Annotated in this window: 10 protein-coding genes, 3 tRNA genes and 3 rRNA genes; 9 read left to right on the forward strand and 7 right to left on the reverse strand. The window is 53.2% G+C overall.

Going from position 1 to position 22,629, the window contains the following annotated elements; all coding sequences use genetic code 11:
- Positions 1–58: 58 nt before the first annotated feature.
- The 3 genes from J8Z22_RS08150 to J8Z22_RS08160 all read right to left on the reverse strand — a co-directional run bounded on the left by J8Z22_RS08150 (position 59) and on the right by J8Z22_RS08160 (position 4,692).
- Positions 59–2,182 (reverse strand): TonB-dependent siderophore receptor, encoded by a 2,124-nt coding sequence (locus tag J8Z22_RS08150; RefSeq protein ID WP_252010002.1) that lies wholly within the window; start codon positions 2,180–2,182, stop codon positions 59–61.
- Positions 2,183–2,450: 268 nt separating this feature from the next.
- Positions 2,451–3,767: an aminopeptidase P N-terminal domain-containing protein gene (locus J8Z22_RS08155; RefSeq protein WP_252010004.1), complete on the reverse strand. Its 1,317-nt coding sequence runs from the start codon at positions 3,765–3,767 to the stop codon at positions 2,451–2,453.
- Positions 3,757–4,692, reverse strand: coding sequence for an ornithine cyclodeaminase family protein (locus J8Z22_RS08160; RefSeq protein ID WP_028113477.1), 936 nt, complete (start codon positions 4,690–4,692; stop codon positions 3,757–3,759). Before J8Z22_RS08160 ends, J8Z22_RS08155 begins: the two co-directional genes overlap by 11 nt.
- Positions 4,693–5,036: 344 nt before the next feature.
- On the opposite strand from J8Z22_RS08160, the gene J8Z22_RS08165 reads away from it, so the two are divergent.
- Positions 5,037–6,035 carry a hypothetical protein gene (locus J8Z22_RS08165; RefSeq protein ID WP_252010006.1) on the forward strand — a complete coding sequence of 333 codons (999 nt, stop codon included), beginning with the start codon at positions 5,037–5,039 and terminating at the stop codon, positions 6,033–6,035.
- A 1-nt stretch (position 6,036) separates the two neighbouring features.
- Here the strand turns inward: J8Z22_RS08165 and J8Z22_RS08170 are convergent, their stop codons facing one another.
- Entirely contained in the window at positions 6,037–6,945 is a 909-nt protein-coding gene (locus J8Z22_RS08170) for a LysR family transcriptional regulator (RefSeq protein WP_252010008.1), read from the reverse strand.
- Between the two features lie 274 nt (positions 6,946–7,219).
- Positions 7,220–8,452, reverse strand: a complete 1,233-nt coding sequence (locus tag J8Z22_RS08175) for a DEAD/DEAH box helicase (protein ID WP_252010010.1) — start codon at positions 8,450–8,452, stop codon at positions 7,220–7,222.
- Between the two features lie 62 nt (positions 8,453–8,514).
- Here J8Z22_RS08175 and gmhB point away from each other — a divergent pair, with 62 nt between their 5' ends.
- The 8 genes from gmhB (at position 8,515) to J8Z22_RS08215 (ending at position 16,900) form a co-directional block, all read left to right on the forward strand.
- Positions 8,515–9,183, forward strand: coding sequence for a D-glycero-beta-D-manno-heptose 1,7-bisphosphate 7-phosphatase (gene gmhB / locus J8Z22_RS08180; RefSeq protein WP_371878117.1), 669 nt, complete (start codon positions 8,515–8,517; stop codon positions 9,181–9,183).
- A gap of 439 nt (positions 9,184–9,622) precedes the next feature.
- Positions 9,623–11,179 (forward strand): 16S ribosomal RNA (locus J8Z22_RS08185).
- A 188-nt stretch (positions 11,180–11,367) separates the two neighbouring features.
- Positions 11,368–11,444 (forward strand) — tRNA-Ile (locus tag J8Z22_RS08190).
- 120 nt (positions 11,445–11,564) lie between these two features.
- Positions 11,565–11,640, forward strand: a tRNA-Ala gene (locus J8Z22_RS08195).
- 362 nt (positions 11,641–12,002) lie between these two features.
- Positions 12,003–14,978 (forward strand): 23S ribosomal RNA (locus J8Z22_RS08200).
- A gap of 94 nt (positions 14,979–15,072) precedes the next feature.
- Positions 15,073–15,187: ribosomal RNA gene (gene rrf / locus J8Z22_RS08205) — 5S ribosomal RNA — on the forward strand.
- Together the 16S, 23S and 5S rRNA genes with 3 tRNA genes alongside form the textbook arrangement of a ribosomal RNA operon.
- A 45-nt stretch (positions 15,188–15,232) precedes the next feature.
- Positions 15,233–15,309: transfer RNA gene (locus J8Z22_RS08210), tRNA-Asp, on the forward strand.
- Between the two features lie 553 nt (positions 15,310–15,862).
- On the forward strand, positions 15,863–16,900 hold the full coding sequence (locus J8Z22_RS08215; RefSeq protein WP_252007102.1) for an IS110 family transposase: 1,038 nt from the start codon (positions 15,863–15,865) through the stop codon (positions 16,898–16,900).
- 1,153 nt (positions 16,901–18,053) lie between these two features.
- Here the strand turns inward: J8Z22_RS08215 and ushA are convergent.
- Positions 18,054–19,784: a bifunctional UDP-sugar hydrolase/5'-nucleotidase UshA gene (gene ushA / locus J8Z22_RS08220; protein ID WP_035416398.1), complete on the reverse strand. Its 1,731-nt coding sequence runs from the start codon at positions 19,782–19,784 to the stop codon at positions 18,054–18,056.
- A gap of 162 nt (positions 19,785–19,946) precedes the next feature.
- Positions 19,947–22,622, reverse strand: a complete 2,676-nt coding sequence (locus J8Z22_RS08225; protein ID WP_252010011.1) for an endonuclease — start codon at positions 22,620–22,622, stop codon at positions 19,947–19,949.
- Positions 22,623–22,629: the final 7 nt, after the last annotated feature.

Below are 22,629 nucleotides of genomic sequence, written 5' to 3' on the forward strand. Positions count from 1 at the left end.
TTCTATGGCACAAAAGCAGGCCACCGTTTCCGGGGCCTGCTGAGTCGCTGGGGTAGGGTTAAAAGGCGAACTGGGCCGACAAGCGGAAGTTCCGACCATCGCCGATGGTGGCATCGGTGTTGGTGCCGCCGGCGATGTAGTTTTCATCAAACAGGTTTTCAACGTTGAGGCGCAGGTTCATCTCTACGTCTTTGACGGTCAGCTTGTACGAGGCCCCGGCATCGATGCGAACGTAGGCATCCTTGGTGATGCTGTTGTCGAGGGTGGCAAAGCGTTCGCCCTCGTAGAAGGCACCCAGATTAAAGGCCCATTGGTCATTCAGCTTGTATCGGGTCCAGGCCGACGCCGACCACTCGGGCGCATCCACTGGCGTGTTGCCTGATAGATCGACGCCGTCTTCTGTGGTGATGTTCTTGTACTGGGCATCCAGATACATCACCGAAGTCATTACAAACCACTGCTGTGACAGCTGCCCCTGCGCAGAGAATTCGGCGCCGCGATGTTGCTGCTTACCGCCTTGAGTGGTTCGAGTGTCGAACTCCGGATTGCCTTCCAGAGTTTCGGTGGTGGTGACATTGGTTTTGGTGATGTCAAACAGGGCGCCGTCCAGCAGCAGGCGTCCGTCAGCGAGCTCCCACTTGGTGCCCAGTTCCCATGACTCACCGGTTTCCGGATCCAGGTTCATGCCGTCGTTGGCGTCTCTGGGGTCGGACACTTCGCCCTGCGGTTGGAAGCTCTCCGAGTAGCTTAGGTAGATGGTACCGTTTTCTGCTGGGTGGTAGATGGCACTCACTTTAGGAACGAACGATTCGCTGTCGTTGCCGCTGCCCTCTTTGCGCTGAATGTCGTAACGGCCGCCTAACAACAATTGCCAGTTTTCATTGAGGGTAATCAGGTCTTGAAGATAGAAGCCGTAGTACTTGTATTCCGATTTAGATTTGGTGCTGTCATTGTTGTAGTCCAGATCCGGGCGTGGCGGCAATGATTGACCGGGAATGTAGGTTTCGGTGTCGCCCTTGTCTCGCAGTTGGCCATAGTAGTAGTCGAGCATATTGGCACCAATCAGCAGTTGATGCTCGGCTCCCAGTGCGGTTACGGTGCCGTTGAAATCGGCGTAATAGGTTTTGTACTGCCAGTCGTCGTAGCGATCGAAGGCGGTGTATTCATAGCGGCCGTCGTCATAGCCCTGGTCTCGAAGGCGCATGTACGAATCGTAGCTGGGAGAGGAGTCCAGTCGCTGGCGGGAGAACATCTGATGATTGAACCCCAGAGTGGCGGTCCAGTTCATACTCAGGTACAGATCCAAATCCAGGCCATAGTTTTCGACTTCGTTGTCGGTGAAGGCCCAGGGCATATCCCAGATGGTGCTGTCGTCACCGATAACACTGCCGTCGTCATCCAGCCAGGCGCCGCGGTCGATGCCGGTCTTGTCTTTAGTCAGGTCGTAATGAACCGACAGCATGCCCCAGTCCGATAGATCGTACTCCAGCGCTAATGCGCCGAGGAAGCGGTCGCGTTCCTGACTGCTGCCATCCTGATATTCGCGCCAGTATTCGGCGTCCTGTTTCACCAGTGTTGCCCGGTATCTCAGTGTTTGAGCTTCATTGAGAGCGCCGCCGGCATCGGCTTGAAACCGGGTGGATCCATACTCGTCCACATCGAAGCCAAATTCGTACATCGGCTCGACGGTGGGTTTCTTGGTGACCATGTTGATTAGGCCTCCGGGAGCCGATTGGCCGTAAAGCATGGAGGAAGGCCCCTTGAGCACTTCGATGCGCTCCAGCGTCTCTATGGGGTGCACATAGTGAGACCAGGCTTGCTGGCCATTTCGCAGATAACCGCTGCCTGAGTCCAGCTCGAAGCCTCGCAGGCTGAAGACCTCACGGTTCCACTTTTTAGAGCCGGCGGTCACACTGGCATCGTTGATCAGCACTTCGCCCAGGGTGGTGGCCAGTTGTTCGTCGACGATGATCTCTGGAATCACGGTAACCGACTGCGGAGTCTCAAGCAGCGACACATCAGCGCGCATGGCGCCCTTGGCCGTGTCGGCTTTGTAGTTATCGAAAGTCACCCCGGTAACCACCATGTTTTCATCCACCGGCTCTGCGCTCTCGGCCAGGGCAGGCAGGGTGCCCAAGGCTGAGGCAATGGCAAAAAAGAGTGGGGTTTTAGCAACGAACATTCCGATCTCCTGTCGGTCAACACATAGGCATGGGCGCCTGAAATCTGCAAAGGAATGTAAATGAGAATGATTTTTAAAGGTATTGGCCTCGCGAGCATTGAAGAGGAGTTGTGACTGGGATCACTGGAATGGGGGCTGATAACCATTCTCATTTACATGGTTGACACAATCGGCGAAATTTGGGTAGGGAAATTCGATTCAATGCACTGGTTTTTTGGAATAGTCTTAAGAGCGACTTAAGGCCCGACTTTAGGGTCGGGCCCAGGGCTCAGGCCATCAGGGTTTCAATCTCATCGATGGTGCGCGGGGCATTGGCGGACAGGACTTCGCATCCGGTTGCAGTGATCAGGATGTCATCCTCGATGCGGATGGCGATGCCACGCCATTTGGCCTCTACGCTTAAATCCTGACTGGAAAAATAGAGTCCGGGTTCGATGGTGAGCACCATGCCGGGCTCCAGTTGTCGCCACTGCCCCTGAGGGTCGCGATAGGGGCCGACATCATGCACGTCCAGGCCAAGCCAGTGGCCGGTTTTGTGCACCGTATAGGCTTTGTGGGTTTCCTGCGTCAGGGCATGTTCTTCTGAGCCGCTGAGTATGCCCAGTTCAATCAGGCCACGGGTGAGCACGGTCATGGCGGTGTCGTAGAGCGTGTTCCAGGTTGCCCCGGGGCGGGCCTGGGCAATGGCAGCGTCAATGGCGCTGAGCACCAGCTGGTATAAGGTGCGTTGGGCGTCACTAAAGTGGCCGGACACCGGGTAGGTTCGGGTGATGTCGGCGCTGTAATGGCCAAACTCTCCGCCGGCATCGATGAGCAGCAGGGAGCCGGCCTCCAGGCGATGATTATTATGATCGTAGTGCAGACACATGGCGCGTTCGCCTCCGGCTACGATGTTGGGATAAGGATCACTGACGCAGCCATGTCGAGCCAGCTCCAGATTAAACTGGGCCGACAATTCGGCTTCATTGATTCCCGGCCTCAAATGAGCGATCACCTGGCGATGGGCCGAGCAGCTGGCATTGATGGCAGTGCGCAGTTTCTGGATTTCATGGCCATCTTTGATGACCCGCATCGGGTGAAGTACACCGGCCAGTGGCCGTAGGCTGCGGCAGTGTTTGACCTCATCAAAGCGGGCGTTACGTCGCTGCTGGTTACACCATTTCCACAGCGAGTCACTGTATTGATCCAGTTCATCGCTGACGAGAATGTCGGTTCTCTCCTCCAGCAACTCAGGCAACCGCTGTGCCAGCTCATCTAGGCTGTAGGCGGCGTCGGCTCCGTACTGGTTGATGCAGCCTTCAATACCGGCTCGGGCACCGTAGCTGGTCTCCTGGTAGGGATCCTTGGGGCGGCTGAACAGAATGAAAGGCAATGGGTGCTCGGGTCGAAGCAGGGCTACGGCATCGGGCTCTTCGAAACCGGTCAGGTAGAAAAAATCCTTATCCTGCACAAAGCGATAGTTGATGTTCTTGGATCGTGGTCGCTCCGGGTAGGCCACCAAAACGATGGCGCCAGTGGGGCCAATGCTCGCCATTAACTGCTGACGTCGGTGCAGGTGAACCATGTTATGAGCCTCATTGATCATGGTGTTGTCTCCAATAGCTGGCTACCAATTTGGCGGCAGCCAGATCTTCTAAAGCATGGCCGACGGATTTGAACAGGGTGAGTTGGTGTTCATCGGTTCGGCCGGGGTGCGTTTTCCGGCATAGGTCGAACAGGTCGGCCACAATGTCGGAGTCTGAAATCAGTCCTTGCTGCAGGGGGATTACCAGCTCGCCGGTTTCCTTCAATGCCCCCTGGCGAGTATCGACAAAGAGTTGGCAGCGGCGCACGGCTTCGTCGTTAGCCTCTCTCATGTCCGGTCGGTAGGCGCCCACCAGGTCCAGATGTTGCCCTGGCCTTAACCAGTGCCCATCAATTAACGGGGTGCGGGCCAGGGTGGCCACCGAGATGACGTCGGCCTCCCGGCAGCCGGTTTCCAGATGGCGGATGGGCTGACAGTGAATCTGTGGCAGTGACTGCGCTAGGCATTGCGCTTTGTTGAAATCCCGGCCCCAGATCAGCACTCGTTCGATGGGACGTACGGCGCAGTGGGCCTGTATCAACTGCTTGGATAAGGTTCCGGTGCCAACCATTAATAGCGTGCGGGCCTGAGTGGGAGCCAGAAAGCTGGCGGCCAGCGCCGAGGCTGCGGCGGTGCGGCGGGCGGTCAGGGCTGGCGCATCCATCATCAGTTCCGGTCTGCCGCTGGCAAGATCCATCAGCAGATAGATCCCCTGAATGGCGGGGCTGTGATCCGGCGCGACGGTAACCAGTTTGACGCCGACCTTATCTCCAGCCTGCCAGGCCGGCATCAGCAGCAGGGTAGTTTCCCGGTGTCCGGGGTTGTCCATGTCGTGATGATGGCGCATGGGCGCGGTGATGGCTTGACAAAATGCCTGCTGCAGCGCCGGAATCAGGCTCGAATAGGGGAGGGCTCGGTTGACGGTGGTGGCTGAAAGAGTGTCCATAACTTATTTTGTATACAATATCCTTTTTTATAGGGTACTGCTACTGATGGGGTAAGTCACGGGAAAAAGCAAAATGAAAAAAAAGGAAGCACGGTGGCTTCCCTAAGGGCCGTTCAAGGTATGGTGGGCGTTTCCTTTGAACCATGGATTGAATTTAGTTCTGTACTCTTTCACTGTCATCTACCATCTGGTATAAAAATCATACAGATGAACTAGATCGTTTGAACTACTCAATGCAAACGGAATTGATCAGACTTATCTATCATGCTGTCGAAGAGCCACGCTTGTGGCAGGAAGTTCTACGACGTATCGCCCGCCATAGCGACTCGAGTCACTGTTTCCTGATGTCCAGACATACGCTGGACAGTCAGCCATTGGGCTTTTTTGAATACGGGTTTCAGGGTAATCATTTCGAAGATTATCAAAATCATTTCTATCAGGTGGATGTCTGGAGTCAGGCGTTGTTACCTCACAAGGACAACCGATTCCATCCCAGTCATCAGGTGTACGATGACCAGCAGTTTTTACAGTCAGAAATTTACTGCGACTTTGCGCGGCCTCGGGGCATTCGCCATTCCATCGGCTGCCTGATTCATCATGATAATCAATTGATCACTGAACTTGGCTTCATGCGTAGCCAGGGCCAGAGCCATTACAGTGATGCGCACATTCGTGCTTCCAACCATTATGTGCCTCATATAGAGCAGGCGATGAACATGGCCGAACGTCGGCAATCGTTGCTGACGCGGTGCGATCAGATGACCGCGGTGTTTGATTCACAGTCATCGCCGTCATTTTTGTGTTCGGCAAAAGGGGCGATTCACTATCAGAACTCCGGCGCTGGCGAATTTTTACAGCGTTCCGGGTTGTTCCGGGGACTGGAAGGGCAGTTGTGGTTTCGTAATACCGATCACCAGTTGACCTTCAACCGCCTGTTGCATGAAGCGGTAGCCTTTGTGGATGGTAAGCGGCAAACCACACCTAAGCGCAGTCTGTTGAGCTATAACGGCAAGGTTGTCTGGCTGACGGTTAAGCCCTGGACCTGGTCCAGCACTGGCGTGTGGGGGCTGCAAGAAAACTGTGGGGTGTTGGTCAGTTTCGAGCCCTGTGCCTCGAGTTCGAAGCCACAGCCTGACTGGATTGCGCAACTGTTTGGCTTGACTCTGGCCGAGGCTGAAATCTGCAGCGGCTTATGCGTGGGCAGGACCGTCGATATCATTGCCTCTGAGCGAGGTGTCTCAGTGACCACCGTGCGCCAGCAGATAAAAAGTTGCCTGCGAAAGACCGCTAGCGGCACTCAGGGTCAGATGATAGCCAAAATTTTATTGCAGCTGACACACTGAGTCAGGCGCCGTCTTTAGGTGTGGCAGAGAAGGACAGCTCTTTAGTGAGTGCAAGCAGAGCTTGAGCGGCAGGGGTCAATGGTAAAGACTGTCGCCAAATCAGTGCCAGATCCCAGCTGAGCGCCGGAGCCATCGGCCGGAACTCAAATTGGCTGGACGGCAGTCGGTGGCAGATGGGGGCCGGAAGCAGGGTGATGCCCATGTTGTTTTCCACCATAGTGGCGAGAAAGTCCCACTGGCCGCTACGAAAGGCCACGTTTAGATTGATGCCCGCTTTCTGGCTTAGGCTGGTAATCAATTGGGCCAGAGAGAAGTCCTCGTTATACAGCACAAACGGTTGATCTTGAAAATCCCGCCATTGCAGAGTGGTCTTTTGTGCCAGAGGGTGGCGTTTGGGCAGGCAGGCCCACAGAGGATATTGAGTCAAGGGTTGGCTGCAAAGCTGTTCAGCATGGGTTACCGGCAGCGCGGTGAAAGCGATGTCCAGACTGTCGGATAACAGCGCCTGTTCACAGCCAAAACCGCCATGTTCGGACATGGTCAGCTCAATGCCCGGATAACGTTGCCGGAATTGCGACAGCAGTTCGATCACCAGGCTGCTCATCATCGGGCAGATGCCCAGGCGCAACGTGCCGGACTTCAAGCAGTCGAGGCTGTTGAGATCTTCCTGTAATCGATGCCATTGACCAATGATGGCGGTGGCTGATTGTTGCAGGCGCTGGCCGGCCTGGGTCAGGCGAATGCCTTGATTGTTCCTCAATAACAGCGGTGTGCCGAGGCTTTCTTCCAGCCGTTGGATGAGTTTGCTGAGGGTTGGCTGGGTCAGATACAACTCCTGGGCCGCCCGAGTGTAATTACCGCATTTCACCAGGATCAGGAAACAGTGCAGTGCTTTGATGGATGTGTTCATGCCTAAATGGAATTCAATTTATGGTATTTATTCATTTTACTCATTTAGCCGCGGCAGGTAAATTCTCCTCCCGTATGAGAGCACGTTTGGAGAAGAGAGATGAGTTCGTATCAAGGTTTGTGGGTGAGTGCTTTATGGCGGACGGTGGCTCCTGTAGCCAAGGAGAACACTGAGACGTCGGAGTCGGCTTCCCCTCAGACTGCTCAAACGCAGGACTGATCATCCCTCCAGTAGTGTTTTTGCCCGCTGATTCAGCGGGCTTTTTTTTATCTTTTTAACGGCGACGGTTTCCCGTTCGGCCGCCTTGAGCGCGCTTCTTGACGCGGCGACGCTGGGCAGTGCGGCTGTTTTTGCGATGGTCTTCTACCGGCTTGCTGAAATCAGGCTCGAACCCAGGTAGCCATTGCTGCGGCAGTCGTTGATCCAGGACTGCCTCGATCTCTTCCAGCAGGTATTCTTCTCCCGGGCTCAGTAGGGAGATGGCCAGGCCTGTGGCGCCAGCTCGGCCACAGCGGCCGATGCGATGCACATAATCTTCGGCAATAAATGGCAGATCCACGTTGATGACGTAGGCTAATGACGTTATGTCGATGCCGCGGGCGGCGACATCGGTAGCAACCAATGCTCGCACAGTCCCTTGTTTAAATCCTTCTAATGCCCGGTCGCGCGCGCCTTGAGACTTATCGCCATGGATGGCGTCGGCGCTGATGCCGTCCTTAACCATCTCTTTAGCCAAAGCATCTGCACCTTGGCGGGTTTTGGTGAATAACAGCACCTGATGCCAGTTTTTACTGCCGATGAGGTAAGACACCAGTTCCCGTTTGCGGTCCGCGTCCACCACATAGACGTGTTGGTCAATGCTGACGGCGGCGCTATTGCGACTATCGACTTCGACATGAACCGGATCAGTAAGCCAACGATGGCTCATCTTGAAGATACTGTCATCAAAGGTGGCTGAGAACAGCAGAGTCTGTCGCTGTTTGGGAAGCTGAGCCAGAATCTGAGTGATCTCCTCTTTAAAGCCCAGATCCAGAATGCGGTCTGCTTCATCAAACACCAGGTGTTGTACCTGAGATAAGGACAATGCTTGCTTGGAGAGCAGGTCCAGTAACCGGCCAGGTGTGGCGACCAGCAGGTCGACGCCGCCCTGCAAGGCTTCCATCTGTGGACGCAAGCTAGTGCCGCCATAGACGGCAACGGCAGTTAGTGGAGTGTGGCGGGCGTAGTGACAGACATTGCGGTATACCTGTTGAGCCAGTTCTCGAGTGGGCACTAAGACTAAGGTGCGTAAGCTGACGCCTTGATGTGCCTGATTGAGCAGTTGGTGCAGCAAAGGGAGTGTAAAAGCTGCGGTCTTGCCGGTGCCGGTCTGGGCGCCGGCCATCAGGTCCTTGCCTGCCAGGATCTCTGGAATGGCTTGAGCCTGAATCGGAGTAGGGGCCTGATAATTAAGATCCGCCAAGGCTTTTAGCAACGCGGGATGGAGAGAAAGTGAAGAGAAAGTCATAGCCGTTCTTGGGAATGTAAAACTGCGGCGCAGTGTAGCAGAAAGCCTGGACAGCCGCCTCAGTGGCAGGTCAAATTCAGCTCGGTGAATGGGGTAACCGGCTGTCATTGCCTTGTGCTGGTATTCTAAATGACGATAATGAGCAAAGCATTAGTGATAAAGATAAAAACAGGACAATAAGCATGCGTAAAACGGTGTTCTTAGACCGGGATGGAGTGATCAATGTGGACCATGGCTATGTGCACCAGATCGATCAGTTCGAGTTTCTTCCCGGTGTTCTGGACGCATGCCGCCAATTGCATGATGCGGGATATGCTCTGGTGGTCGTGACCAATCAATCCGGTATTGCTCGGGGTTATTATGATGAAGCCCAGTTTGCGCATTTGACTCAATGGATGAAGGAGCAATTCAGTACCGCTGGTGCTCCATTAACTGCAGTCTACTATTGCCCTCATCACCCAGATAAAGGCAACGCGCCATATGTTCGTGATTGTGATTGCCGCAAACCGGAGCCGGGTATGTTGGCGGCGGCGGCAAAAGCCTATGAGCTGGATCTGGCTCGTTCTTTTATGATTGGCGACAAGAATAGTGATATGGCAGCTGGCCGCCGGGCGGAGGTCCGCGCCTGTGTTTTGGTTCGAAGCGGTAAACCGCTGGAGCGCATCGAGGGAGCCGATGTCGTGGTTGATGATCTTCGGCAAGCCGCTGAATGGGTTTTATCACAGCAATAAGCTGCTCCAATGTGGCATGAAAGACATCGAATTGAGCATCGCTGGTTAATAAATGCGCGCTTGGTGAGGTTTGATGATTTTGGGGTTGCGCTTTCCTTTTTGGCCCCTATAATGCGCTTCCTGTCGACGGGGCACAGCGGCTTACTTCGTTAAGCACTGAGCAACAATTCGACACTCGGAAAAGCCTTTGAAAATAACGCTTGACGAGGTTCGAGGAAAGCGTAAGATGCGCACCTCGCTTCGCTACTCCAACGAGCTGGCAAGCAACGCTCTTTAACAATTAGTCAGACAATCTGTGTGGGCACTCGCGCAGGATTGATATCTCATATATCAATGTTGCACTGAGTGACTATATACAAGTCAATTTGGTTCTGCTTTTTAAAGTGGAAACAAAAATCAGTAATTCATTGAGTCGATTCTTCGGAATCAAAAAACTTTTTAATTGAAGAGTTTGATCATGGCTCAGATTGAACGCTGGCGGCAGGCCTAACACATGCAAGTCGAGCGGAAACGACAACAAAGATTCTTCGGATGATTTGTTGGGCGTCGAGCGGCGGACGGGTGAGTAATGCTTAGGAATTTGCCCAGTCGAGGGGGATAACCATTGGAAACGATGGCTAATACCGCATACGCCCTACGGGGGAAAGAGGGGGATGCTTCGGCACCTTTCGCGATTGGATAAGCCTAAGTGAGATTAGCTAGTTGGTGGGGTAAAGGCTCACCAAGGCGACGATCTCTAGCTGGTTTGAGAGGATGATCAGCCACACTGGAACTGAGACACGGTCCAGACTCCTACGGGAGGCAGCAGTGGGGAATATTGCACAATGGGCGCAAGCCTGATGCAGCCATGCCGCGTGTATGAAGAAGGCCTTCGGGTTGTAAAGTACTTTCAGCGAGGAGGAAAGGTTAGTAGTTAATACCTGCTAGCTGTGACGTTACTCGCAGAAGAAGCACCGGCTAACTCCGTGCCAGCAGCCGCGGTAATACGGAGGGTGCGAGCGTTAATCGGAATTACTGGGCGTAAAGCGCATGCAGGCGGTTGATTAAGCGAGATGTGAAAGCCCCGGGCTTAACCTGGGAACTGCATTTCGAACTGGTCAACTAGAGTCTTGTAGAGGGAGGTAGAATTTCAGGTGTAGCGGTGAAATGCGTAGAGATCTGAAGGAATACCAGTGGCGAAGGCGGCCTCCTGGACAAAGACTGACGCTCAGATGCGAAAGCGTGGGGAGCAAACAGGATTAGATACCCTGGTAGTCCACGCCGTAAACGATGTCTATTAGGAGTCTGTGCCCTTGAGGCGTGGGTTCCAAAGCTAACGCATTAAATAGACCGCCTGGGGAGTACGGCCGCAAGGTTAAAACTCAAATGAATTGACGGGGGCCCGCACAAGCGGTGGAGCATGTGGTTTAATTCGATGCAACGCGAAGAACCTTACCATCTCTTGACATCCACGGAAGCTTGGGGAGACCCGAGTGTGCCTTCGGGAACCGTGAGACAGGTGCTGCATGGCTGTCGTCAGCTCGTGTTGTGAAATGTTGGGTTAAGTCCCGCAACGAGCGCAACCCTTGTCCTTAGTTGCCAGCACGTAATGGTGGGAACTCTAGGGAGACTGCCGGTGATAAACCGGAGGAAGGTGGGGACGACGTCAAGTCATCATGGCCCTTACGAGATGGGCTACACACGTGCTACAATGGTCGGTACAAAGGGTTGCCAGCTAGCGATAGTGAGCCAATCCCATAAAGCCGGTCGTAGTCCGGATTGGAGTCTGCAACTCGACTCCATGAAGTCGGAATCGCTAGTAATCGTAGATCAGAATGCTACGGTGAATACGTTCCCGGGCCTTGTACACACCGCCCGTCACACCATGGGAGTGGGCTGCAAAAGAAGTGGGTAGTTTAACCGTTCGCGGAGGACGCTCACCACTTTGTGGTTCATGACTGGGGTGAAGTCGTAACAAGGTAGCCCTAGGGGAACCTGGGGCTGGATCACCTCCTTACGAAATAGATACGGTTTTGCGTTGAGTGTTCACACAGATTGTCTGACGAAAGTAAGAGTTTCGAATGAACGCAGGATTTTGGGTTCTGAATTAGGCATGCGAAGCGCGACGAAGAGAGCATAGGTTTTCTATGTGACTGAGGAGCAATGAGCATAACGACATTCAGGAGCGAAAAGACTAGTTTAGATGGGTCTGTAGCTCAGTTGGTTAGAGCGCACCCCTGATAAGGGTGAGGTCGGTAGTTCAAATCTACTCAGACCCACCAAATTCGATTCAATGCGGCGTCGCAGTGTTCGTCGTTTGGGTTAACCAAACGTCCTCACATTGCTGCTTGTATTGAAACGAATTGGCATCTTTACATGGCGTTTAATCGAGAAAATACTGGGGGGCTATAGCTCAGCTGGGAGAGCGCCTGCTTTGCACGCAGGAGGTCAGCAGTTCGATCCTGCTTAGCTCCACCACCTCTTCTCGATAGAAACTTAGAATGGCAAGAGGCCAAAGCTAAATTGAAGAATTTATCTTTGGCTTTTTTTGAGCCTCGGCTCACTAAAACCATGCTCTTTAACAATTTGGACAAGCTGATAAATTTCTCGAGATATTTGCAATTTTTGCAAGTGCCTTGAATATCTGGCGATAAATTAACGTATTGGTTGTTTAATCGATTAATACAAACTCAAAATCCGGTATTGCGCCGAGATTTGGTTTCCAGTTGAGAAGAAGCTTGAGCGAGCAAGGGAGTTAACGTCCGTTAATGACCGCCGTGAGCGAAAGGTTCGACGAAAAATGGGAAGTAAAGATCAAGCAAGACCCATTGGGGTTGTATGGTTAAGTGACTAAGCGTACACGGTGGATGCCTAGGCAGTCAGAGGCGATGAAGGACGTAGTAACTTGCGATAAGCGATGATTAGGCAGTAACAGCCACTTGAGTCATCGATTTCCGAATGGGGAAACCCGGCCACGTAAGTGGTCACTGTGCACTGAATACATAGGTGTATGGAGCGAACCAGGGGAACTGAAACATCTAAGTACCCTGAGGAAAAGAAATCAATTGAGATTCCCTAAGTAGCGGCGAGCGAACGGGGATTAGCCCTTAAGCGTAGAGGGTGTTAGTGGAAGGCTCTGGAAAGTGCCGCGATACAGGGTGATAGCCCCGTACACGAAAACTAACTTTACGTGAAATCGAGTAGGACGGGACACGTGATATCTTGTCTGAACATGGGGGGACCATCCTCCAAGGCTAAATACTACTGACTGACCGATAGTGAACCAGTACCGTGAGGGAAAGGCGAAAAGAACCCCTGTGAGGGGAGTGAAATAGAACCTGAAACCGTGTACGTACAAGCAGTGGGAGCCGACTTGTTCGGTGACTGCGTACCTTTTGTATAATGGGTCAGCGACTTACATTTTGTAGCGAGGTTAACCGTATAGGGGAGCCGTAGGGAAACCGAGTCTTAACTGGGCGAATGAGTTGCAAGGTGTAGACCCGAAACCCGGTGATCTATCCATGAGCAGGTTGAAGGTTGGGTAACACCAACTGGAGGACCGAACCCACTAATGTTGCAAAATTAGGGGATGACTTGTGGATAGGGGTGAAAGGCCAATCAAACCGGGAGATAGCTGGTTCTCCTCGAAAGCTATTTAGGTAGCGCCTCGTATCTCACCATTGGGGGTAGAGCACTGTTAAGGCTAGGGGGTCATCCCGACTTACCAACCCTTTGCAAACTCCGAATACCAATGAGTGCAATTACGGGAGACACACGGCGGGTGCTAACGTCCGTCGTGGAGAGGGAAACAACCCAGACCGCCAGCTAAGGTCCCAAAGTTCTAGTTAAGTGGGAAACGATGTGGAAAGGCTCAGACAGCCAGGATGTTGGCTTAGAAGCAGCCATCATTTAAAGAAAGCGTAATAGCTCACTGGTCGAGTCGGTCTGCGCGGAAGATGTAACGGGGCTAAACTAGACACCGAAGCTGCGGATGCGCGCATCACTTAATGCTATTTCAGCTCATTGTCGCTTGCGACAATCAAGCTCTCAACAATGGTTGAGGGAGAGTAGAGAGTAGTATTAAGGATGCGCGCATGGTAGAGGAGCGTTCTGTAAGCGGTTGAAGGTGTGTCGAGAGGCATGCTGGACGTATCAGAAGTGCGAATGCTGACATGAGTAACGTTAAAGCGGGTGAAAAACCCGCTCGCCGGAAGACCAAGGGTTCCTGTCCAACGTTAATCGGGGCAGGGTGAGTCGACCCCTAAGGCGAGGCCGAAAGGCGTAGTCGATGGGAAACGGGTTAATATTCCCGTACTTCTTCTTACTGCGATGGAGTGACGGAGAAGGCTAGGCCAGCGCACTATCGGATGTGCGTTTAAGGTTGTAGGCTGTGTGTTTAGGCAAATCCGGACACACATTAGGCTGAGAGCTGATGACGAGGTACTACGGTACTGAAGTGGTTGATGCCATGCTTCCAGGAAAAACTTCTAAGCTTCAGGTAAGAAGGAATCGTACCCCAAACCAACACTGGTGGTCAGGTAGAGAATACCAAGGCGCTTGAGAGAACTCGGGTGAAGGAACTAGGCAAAATGGTACCGTAACTTCGGGAGAAGGTACGCCGCTGACGGTGATGGAACTTGCTTCCTAAGCTGTTGGCGGTCGCAGATACCAGGTGGCTGCAACTGTTTATCAAAAACACAGCACTGTGCAAACTCGTAAGAGGACGTATACGGTGTGACGCCTGCCCGGTGCCGGAAGGTTAATTGATGGGGTTACTCTTCGGAGGAAGCTCTTGATCGAAGCCCCGGTAAACGGCGGCCGTAACTATAACGGTCCTAAGGTAGCGAAATTCCTTGTCGGGTAAGTTCCGACCTGCACGAATGGCGTAATGATGGCCACGCTGTCTCCACCCGAGACTCAGTGAAATTGAAATTGCGGTGAAGATGCCGTATACCCGCGGCTAGACGGAAAGACCCCGTGAACCTTTACTACAGCTTGGCACTGAACATTGACCCTACATGTGTAGGATAGGTGGGAGGCTTTGAAACCATGTCGCTAGATGTGGTGGAGCCGACCTTGAAATACCACCCTTGTAGTGTTGATGTTCTAACTTAGGCCCCTGAATCGGGGTTGAGGACAGTGCCTGGTGGGTAGTTTGACTGGGGCGGTCTCCTCCCAAAGAGTAACGGAGGAGCACGAAGGTTGGCTAAGTATGGTCGGACATCATACGGTTAGTGCAATGGCATAAGCCAGCTTAACTGCGAGACAGACACGTCGAGCAGGTACGAAAGTAGGTCATAGTGATCCGGTGGTTCTGCATGGAAGGGCCATCGCTCAACGGATAAAAGGTACTCCGGGGATAACAGGCTGATACCGCCCAAGAGTTCATATCGACGGCGGTGTTTGGCACCTCGATGTCGGCTCATCACATCCTGGGGCTGAAGTCGGTCCCAAGGGTATGGCTGTTCGCCATTTAAAGTGGTACGCGAGCTGGGTTCAGAACGTCGTGAGACAGTTCGGTCCCTATCTGCCGTGGGCGTTTGAGAATTGAGAGGAGCTGCTCCTAGTACGAGAGGACCGGAGTGGACGAACCTCTGGTGTTCCGGTTGTCACGCCAGTGGCATTGCCGGGTAGCTAAGTTCGGAATCGATAACCGCTGAAAGCATCTAAGCGGGAAGCGAGCCTCAAGATGAGTTCTCACTGGGACTTTGAGTCCCCTGAAGGGCCGTGGAAGACTACCACGTTGATAGGCAAGGTGTGTAAGCGTTGTGAGGCGTTGAGCTAACTTGTACTAATGACCCGTGAGGCTTAACCATACAACACCCAATGGGTTTTGATATCCCAGATAGTTAAGCGCTTGCAAGAATGCAAACGAGAAAGTCAGCTTGTGCGAATTGATAACAGTTTTTGTCTGACGACAATAGCGCTGTGGCCCCACCTGATCCCATGCCGAACTCAGAAGTGAAACACAGTAGCGCCGATGGTAGTGTGGGAGTTCCCATGTGAGAGTAGGTCATCGTCAGACTCCCTTTTAGAGAATCGATACGTCGGTTGTCTACACAGATTGTGCGGAGTGGTAGTTCAGTTGGTTAGAATACCGGCCTGTCACGCCGGGGGTCGCGGGTTCGAGTCCCGTCCACTCCGCCAACACTTAAGAAACCCAGCTTAATAGCTGGGTTTTTTGCTATCTACCGCTCCCAAAAACTGCTGCGCAGTTTGGTCGCGTGCCGAGTGTCGGACCATCGAGTCCATCCACTCCGCCAACAAACGAAATAGCCCGTAGCTAACGCTACGGGCTTTTTTCGTTTCTGCGGTTTGAAAAAGTGACTTGTTCGGAGTGGACTACCCGAGTCGCTTGTTAGGGCGCTGAGGGTTAATTGTCCCTTCGGTAGCTTGAACCGTCCTTGGTGGATCCCTCCTGTCGCCATCCCTGGTTCCACCTCCCTCGGCTGCGATGCTGCGCATCGGCCCTCGCTCGCCCGCCAACATTTTGAAGAAGCCTGGGTTAACGCTCAGGCTTTTTTCGTTTCTGAACCTGGAAAAATACAGAGCGCTGCTCGGTTACTTTTTACCTTAACAATAACCACCGTCGCCCTTGCGAACGCGAGGGCCCAGTGATGTGATGGACGCCCCCCTACGATACGGCGTCAAATGCGCCAGAATTAAGTTGCGAAACATAATTCCCAGAGGAGCGTCCATCATGTCTATTAAAGCCATTGGAATCGATTTAGCCAAGAGTGTTTTTCAGGTATGTGTTCTGCAGGAGGATGGTTCAATCCTATGGAACCGCAAGGTCAAAAGGGAGAAGTTGCTTCATACCCTGCGCAACTTTCCTGCTAAAACGTTGGTGGCGATGGAGTCTTGTGCTCGCTCCCACTATTGGGGAAGGCGGCTTGAGCAGGCTGGCTATCAGGTGAAGCTCATCCCCGCGCAACACGTTAAGCCGATGGTGTCAGCGCAGAAGAATGATGCCAATGATGCGTTAGCTATTTGCGAAGCGGCGTTCCGGCCGAAGCTGCACTCGGTTCCCATAAAGACCGTCGAGCAGCAAGACATAAAGGCTTTGCGCTGCGTTCGGCAGAGGATGGTTGAATACCGAACCGCCCTTGCTTGTCAGATGCGCGGCTTAGCAGGGGAGTATGGTGTGAACTTCGGCACTGGGATAAAGGTGCTGAGGAAAGAGCTCCCTGACACGATAGAGGACGGTGATAACGACCTGAGTGTTGTCATGCGGGGGTTATTGCTACGGATGCAGAGTGAGCTCAGGGCTCTGGATGAGGAAATCAAAGCCCTAGAGCAGGATATTCATCAGTTGTGTAAACAGCAGCCTCGATATCAATTGCTGCAGGGCATCCCCGGATTCGGTCCTATAGTTGCGGCGGCTTTCGTCAGTGAAGTGGGGGATGGTCTTCAGTTCTCTAATGGCCGGCAATTGTCGGCTTGGTGCGGTCTGGTTCCCAAGCAGCGGAGTACCGGAGGCAAGACCCGGTTAGGCAGTATCACTAAGGCCGGGAATAAGCAGTTGAGGGTGTTGCTGATACACGGAGCGAGAGCGGTATTTGCTCATGTGTCGAACCGAAATGACAGACTGGGGCGATGGCTGAACAAGCTAATAGTGCGCCGAGGTAAGCGCAAAGCGATAGTGGCGTTAGCGAACAAGTTGGCGCGAATAGCCTGGAGCATGACGGTCAGCGGCAACAAGTTTGAACTGACCCATGCGTTTGCAGTAACCAAGTAGTTAAGCTCCCTGAAGTCAGGGAGGTGCATTGAGTACCGCGTAACCTGAGTTTGCAAACCTTGATGAACAAACGGTAATCCGGCCTGGCAAGAGCCTGAAATAAGACCGACAGTAAATGTCGTCCCAGCGTGTAGGCTGCCAGGTTCGGACCACATTATGGCGCTACCTCGAGAAGGTAAAACAGACGCCGGATATACGTCCGCAAACCGACCTCATCAAAGTCTTGCAGTTGCAGGGGCGTCCATATATGTCTTGGTTTTTAGTGCGGAGAATAAAAGCCACTGGGTACCCGCGTGCGCGGGCACGACGGAGGTTATTTGAAGGTGGGTTGTAGCGGTTAGCTCCGAACGTTGAGGCGGGCTCGGCAGCAAGTGTTCCACAACACCCAAAACGTGTCTCCCTTGCGAACGCGAGGGGCCAGTGTCTGTGGTTCTAAAACGTAAGCCGCTGGATTCTCGCCTGCGCAAGAATGACGAAAGGCACAGCCACTGGGTACCCGCGTGCGCGGGCACGACGGAGGGATGATTGAGGTTGGTGTGGTAACTAACTGCACCGAGCTCTGCCGATAGCCCTACCTTTTGGTCGGGGCTTTTTTCGTTTATGCGGTTTGAGAAAATGCAACGCGCCGATCCGTAGTCACCAATCTAACCCAATAGCACCATCGCTCATTGCGAACGCGAGGGGCCAGTGTCTTCGGTTGTGGTTTGAGGAACGAAAGCCACTGGGTACCCGCGTGCGCGGGCACGACGGAGGGATGGTTGGCGTTGCGGTGCCAACGAGCAGTATCGATCTCTGCCGATAGCCCTGACCTTTTGGTCGGGGCTTTTTTCGTTTATGCGGTTTGAAAAAATGCACCGCGCCGATCCGTAGTCACCAATCTAACCCAATAGCACCTTCGCTCATTGCGAACGCGAGGGGCCAGTGTCTTCGGTTGTGGTTTGAGGAACGAAAGCCACTGGGTACCCGCGTACGCGGGCACGACGGATGGAAGGTTTTAGAGCGAATAAAGAAAAGCCCAACCGGTGGGTTGGGCTTTGGGGTTTGCTTTGATTGCTCAAAGCGTGTCAGGAGCTGTTTATAAGGCCGGCGTTGCCATTCCTTGGCTTAGCCGAGTCCTGGTCCCAAAAGGCTTAGGAAACTGCTGTGATTTGGTTTAGCCACCGCAGCCATAAGGACTTCTGGAGTTGATGTAGCGAACGTCTTTCGCTTTGTCGTAGTCCATTGGGTTGAGAGACTTATGCTCTTTGATGAACTGATACAGCATGTCTGCATCAACAAAGCCGGTGTTTCGAGCCTGCTCCAGTTTCGGATACTTATTACCGCCTGCCGCGTTGTAGCTAGGGAGGGTAAACCGGTAGGTGTCTGACAAGCTAAAGGGCTTACCACCAACCGATGTGATATCCACATCTCTGGCAACGCAATCGACGGTCATCTTGATGCCACTGAAGTGGGCAAAGCCACCAGATCCTCGAGTCTTGATGGCGACTTTCGACAGGTACTTCTTCAGCTCGTCACCCTTCATCTCAGTTACGGTTACGCTGTTGGCAAACGGCTGAACTTTTAGGACATCACGATAACGAATCGGGCCTTTTTCGATGGTGGTGCGAATACCGCCCGAGTTCATGATACCGAAGTCTGCAGGTACAGGCAGTTGAGTCTGGGCGTGGGCAATCATGATTCCAAGGGGAGTGGCTTGATAACGCACGACCTTACGTTTGCCGATGAAATCTTCCTCTGCAACGCCAATCTTTTCCTTCAGTTTTTGCTGGCCCTTGTTCTGATAAGGGCGCAGCAGCTCGAGGGTTTCCGGATCCCTGGTAGTCAGCATCTGAAATGGATACATAGACCCGAACTTGGTGGCGGTATTTACCGGAACCAGCTGGTAGTTTGCCAGATGCAACTCACCACCATAGTATTCGAAGTCGGCGCGACCCACGTACTTGCCCCATTCATAGGCTTGCATGATCCAGGTGCCGTTTTGGCGATCCGGCTTACAGGGCTCATCGCGGCCGTAATCTTCTACGTACTCGCCGGTATCTCCCTCCATGCACACAGGCAACTGCGAGTGGCCGCCAATGATCGCCTCAACCTGACCAGGCTCAAGGCTACGAGCCAGAGCAACGTCACCCGGGGTATTGCTGCCATGATTGCCATTTTCGTAGTGGCCCATGTGGGTCAGGCCAAAGACCAGGTCTGGGTGGTGTTTCTGTTCGAGCTCCGTCAGAACGCCCTTCATTTCCTGTTGGGGAGAGGTGAACTTCAGACCCTGTACGTACTCCGGATTACCGATATCGGCGGTTTGCTCTGTGGTTAAACCGACCACCGCCAGTTTCAGGCCTTGTACGTCAAACAGTTTGTAGGGTTCGAAATAGAGTTGCCACTCACCGTCGACCTGGCGATAGATATTGGCCGCCAGCCAGGGAAAATTGGACCAGTCTCGCTGCTTATCGACGATGGTGGTCGGATTGTCGAACTCATGGTTACCGACTGCCATGGCGTCATAACCGAGGTGGTTCATGCCGATAAAGTCGGGCTCTGCGTCCTGGAGGTCGGACTCAGGAACGCCGGTGTTGATGTCGCCGCCGGAGAGCAGCAGCACCTCACCACCTTGCTCGGCAACCTCTTTACGAATCCCGTCGATGACGGTCTTACGCGCGGCCATCCCGTACTCACCTCTTTTGCTGTGCCAGAAGCGGCCGTGGTGGTCATTGGTATGCAGCAGGGTGAAGCGCTTGCAATCATCGCCAGCGGCCAAGCAGGCGGCCGATGCGGTCACCTTAGGAGCCTCTTCCACTTGTTCCTTACCACAGCCGGTTAATGCCAATGCAAGGGCCAGGGCTGAGCCGGTAAGAATCAGGGTAGAAGGATGGAGTGAACGATTCATGATAATCCTTCAGTATTCAGATACAGCGCTGCCGCTTGCCTTGATGGGACTCCCTTGGAAGAGAGCGTCATCTACCCAAAGGCAGACAGAGGGCAACGCCTGTTCAATGAAAAAAGCAGCACCCAGAGTGCTCTCGGTGCTGCTTTATATCGGCTTACCGGATTAAGCCCGGCGGCGACGCCACATCAGTGGCAGCAGCAGGGCGATGAATCCGCCGAAGCTACCTGCGCCATCTGGCTTAACCCAGCCAGCTTCTTCGGTATTCTCAACGTCGATGCTAACCGTGGTCTTAAAGCTGTCGTCATCGCTGCTTGCTGTCAGTTCAAACACCAGAGCCTGGCTGATGTTGACCTGCGGAGAGGTGACATCCAGCTTCAAGCCAGTGGCGGTGAACTTGGCTGCGTCACCGGAGACCTGTTTCCAGCTGTAGGTCAGGCCCTCTGGGGCATCGGTGATCACTGCGGTGATGGTGGTGCTGTCACCTTCGGTCAGCTTGATGTTGCCATCGAAGCTTACATCCAGAGTCAGAGGCACGTTGGTCACCGGCAGGTTAACTACTTTGCTGGCTTCCAGGGAGCCGTCGCTCACGGTCAGGGTGAACTTCAGTGCCGAATCCGCATCCACCATTGGCGCTGTCAGAGTCAGAACCGCCTCGGTGCCGACAACGGTCTTCTCTTCGCCGGAAATTTGTTCCCATTTGAAGGTCAGAGTTTTGTCTTCACCAGCGGTCAGTGCGGAGGCATCCAAAGTGAAGGCCGAGCCTTCGGTCACAGTTTCAGGAGCGGTGATCTCACCCTCTACTTCCAGAGTCGGGGTTGGGTCATCACCACAAGCGGCGCCATAAACCTCTTTGACCAATTCAGGACGGTCAATAAAGGGGTTACGGTTGCCCTGGTATTTGTAGACCTCGTTGTTACGATTCTTCTCAAAATCGTCAACTGGATCCAAAGTGTTCCAAGCGTACAGAGTACATAGGGTACCAATTCGAGGCTGCTTGTCCTCGTCTCCGGTAGTTACGTGGTCAACGACTACCAGATCATCCATTTGTGTAGTTGCAGTATCGGTGCCCTGATAGCGGGTATCCATATACAGGATCATGCGGGCCACATCGCCCTTCACTGAATCCCGAGGTTCCCAAACTCCTTTAGTGGTGTCCAGGCAGTTTCCAGGAGCGCCTTTACTTGATTGTTCTACACCGTTGTCACCACACTCCCCGAAGTCATAGTTGTTGCGGGTTGAGTTAACGTTGGGGTTGGCTGGACGCAGGTGGTGAGCATCGGTATAGCCCCACTGGTCTTCATCTGGGAAGCCGTGACTCTTGGCCCAGACGTGCTCCCGATTCCAACTGCCTGGGTTGCTGTTCTTAGCAACAGGCGTGTCGGAGTAGATGAGGCGAACCTTAGTGGCGTCGCCTGGATCCTGGTCTGCATGGGTCAGCACAGTCCAAACCTGGCTGTAACTAAGCTGAACGTGATCCTTCGCAATAATGGCGGAGAGGGCGTTTTTAAGCTCTTCAGGTGTATTGAAGTTACCAGTCAGTACATCGCTGTAGTAGATGTCGCCATTAAAAGTGCTGGGATCTTTGATCGCAGTGATGTCAGCACAGTTATTACAAGGTGCGTCTGGATCTGGGTCTACCGGAGTAGTACTGCATGCCTCTTCGCCAGCACAGCCCAGACCATCAGCGGTATTTACATCAAATACAACCCACTCATTATTGGTACCAGGGAAGTTATCAGTTGCATTTGAGTCGCCAGAAGTAACACTGGCTTTGCGGCGCAGTGTTTTATCTTGGGTGGAGAAATTCGCATTATTCGGATCTGTCCATGCGCCACCTTCTGGCGCATCGCCCAGTTTACCGAAGCTGTCAATAACCACTCCGTCTTTGGTCAGAGTGAGAGACTCATCACCATCGAAGTAGGTTGTCGCAGATGAAGAGCCAACTTTTTTCAATGCGTCATCTGCATCAGAGTTATAAAACACGATGCTGGCACCGGCATCTAAGGTTCCAGTCAAATCTTGAAATTTACCGTTAGTGTCGCTGCCGGACCAGAACATATTTAGCTTATATTCGGCCTCGCTAAAGTCGATGGCTGTGCCACCTACGTTAGAGATCTCAATGGCTCTGTTTCGCTCTTTGGCGCCGGTTCCTTCAATATACTCGGTAATCAGCAGTACGCCGGGGGTTGCGGTGGAAGTGCAAGCATCCTCGCCTGGGCAGCCCAGTCCGTCTAGAGTATCCTTTTCCTTAACTTCCCATTGCGAAAGGCCAGTGCCTGGGTAGGCATCGCTAGTGTCGGTATCACCTGTAGTAACGCTAGTCTTACGACGCAGGGTTTTGTCCTTAGTGGAGAAAGAGCCTTCTGTCCATGCGTCTTTGGAGGGTTTGCCCAGTTGACCAATACTGTCGATGACGGCGCCATCTTTCAGCAACACCACGGAGTCGTTGCCATTAAAGTTAATGACTTTATTGTCTGCTGTGCTATTGGCTTTAATGGCGGCAACAAGTGCTTTGGTTTCCGGAGTATCCTTGGTTGCGTATGGACCGCTTATCCCAGAATTAATAAATATAAGGCTTTTATTAGATTGCAGGGTTCCCGTGAGCGCTAGCTTCTGTACTTCACCGGCGACACCTTTACTATTCACACTGTGATGTGCGAGCTCATAATGACCGTCCAGCGTAATGGTGTCGGTGCCTAAGTTGGAAATTTCAATCGCTTTGTTGAAACCGCCACCTTCCACATACTCAGTAATCAGGAGTTCGGCGTTGGCGGCCGTGGACAGGGTGCCCAGAACCAAAGCAGTCGCCGCGGCCACTGCGTTTATTTTAATCGTCATAATGGTA

The organism is Ferrimonas sp. SCSIO 43195, from assembly GCF_023716685.1.
Classification (GTDB): Bacteria; Pseudomonadota; Gammaproteobacteria; order Enterobacterales; family Shewanellaceae; genus Ferrimonas; species Ferrimonas kyonanensis.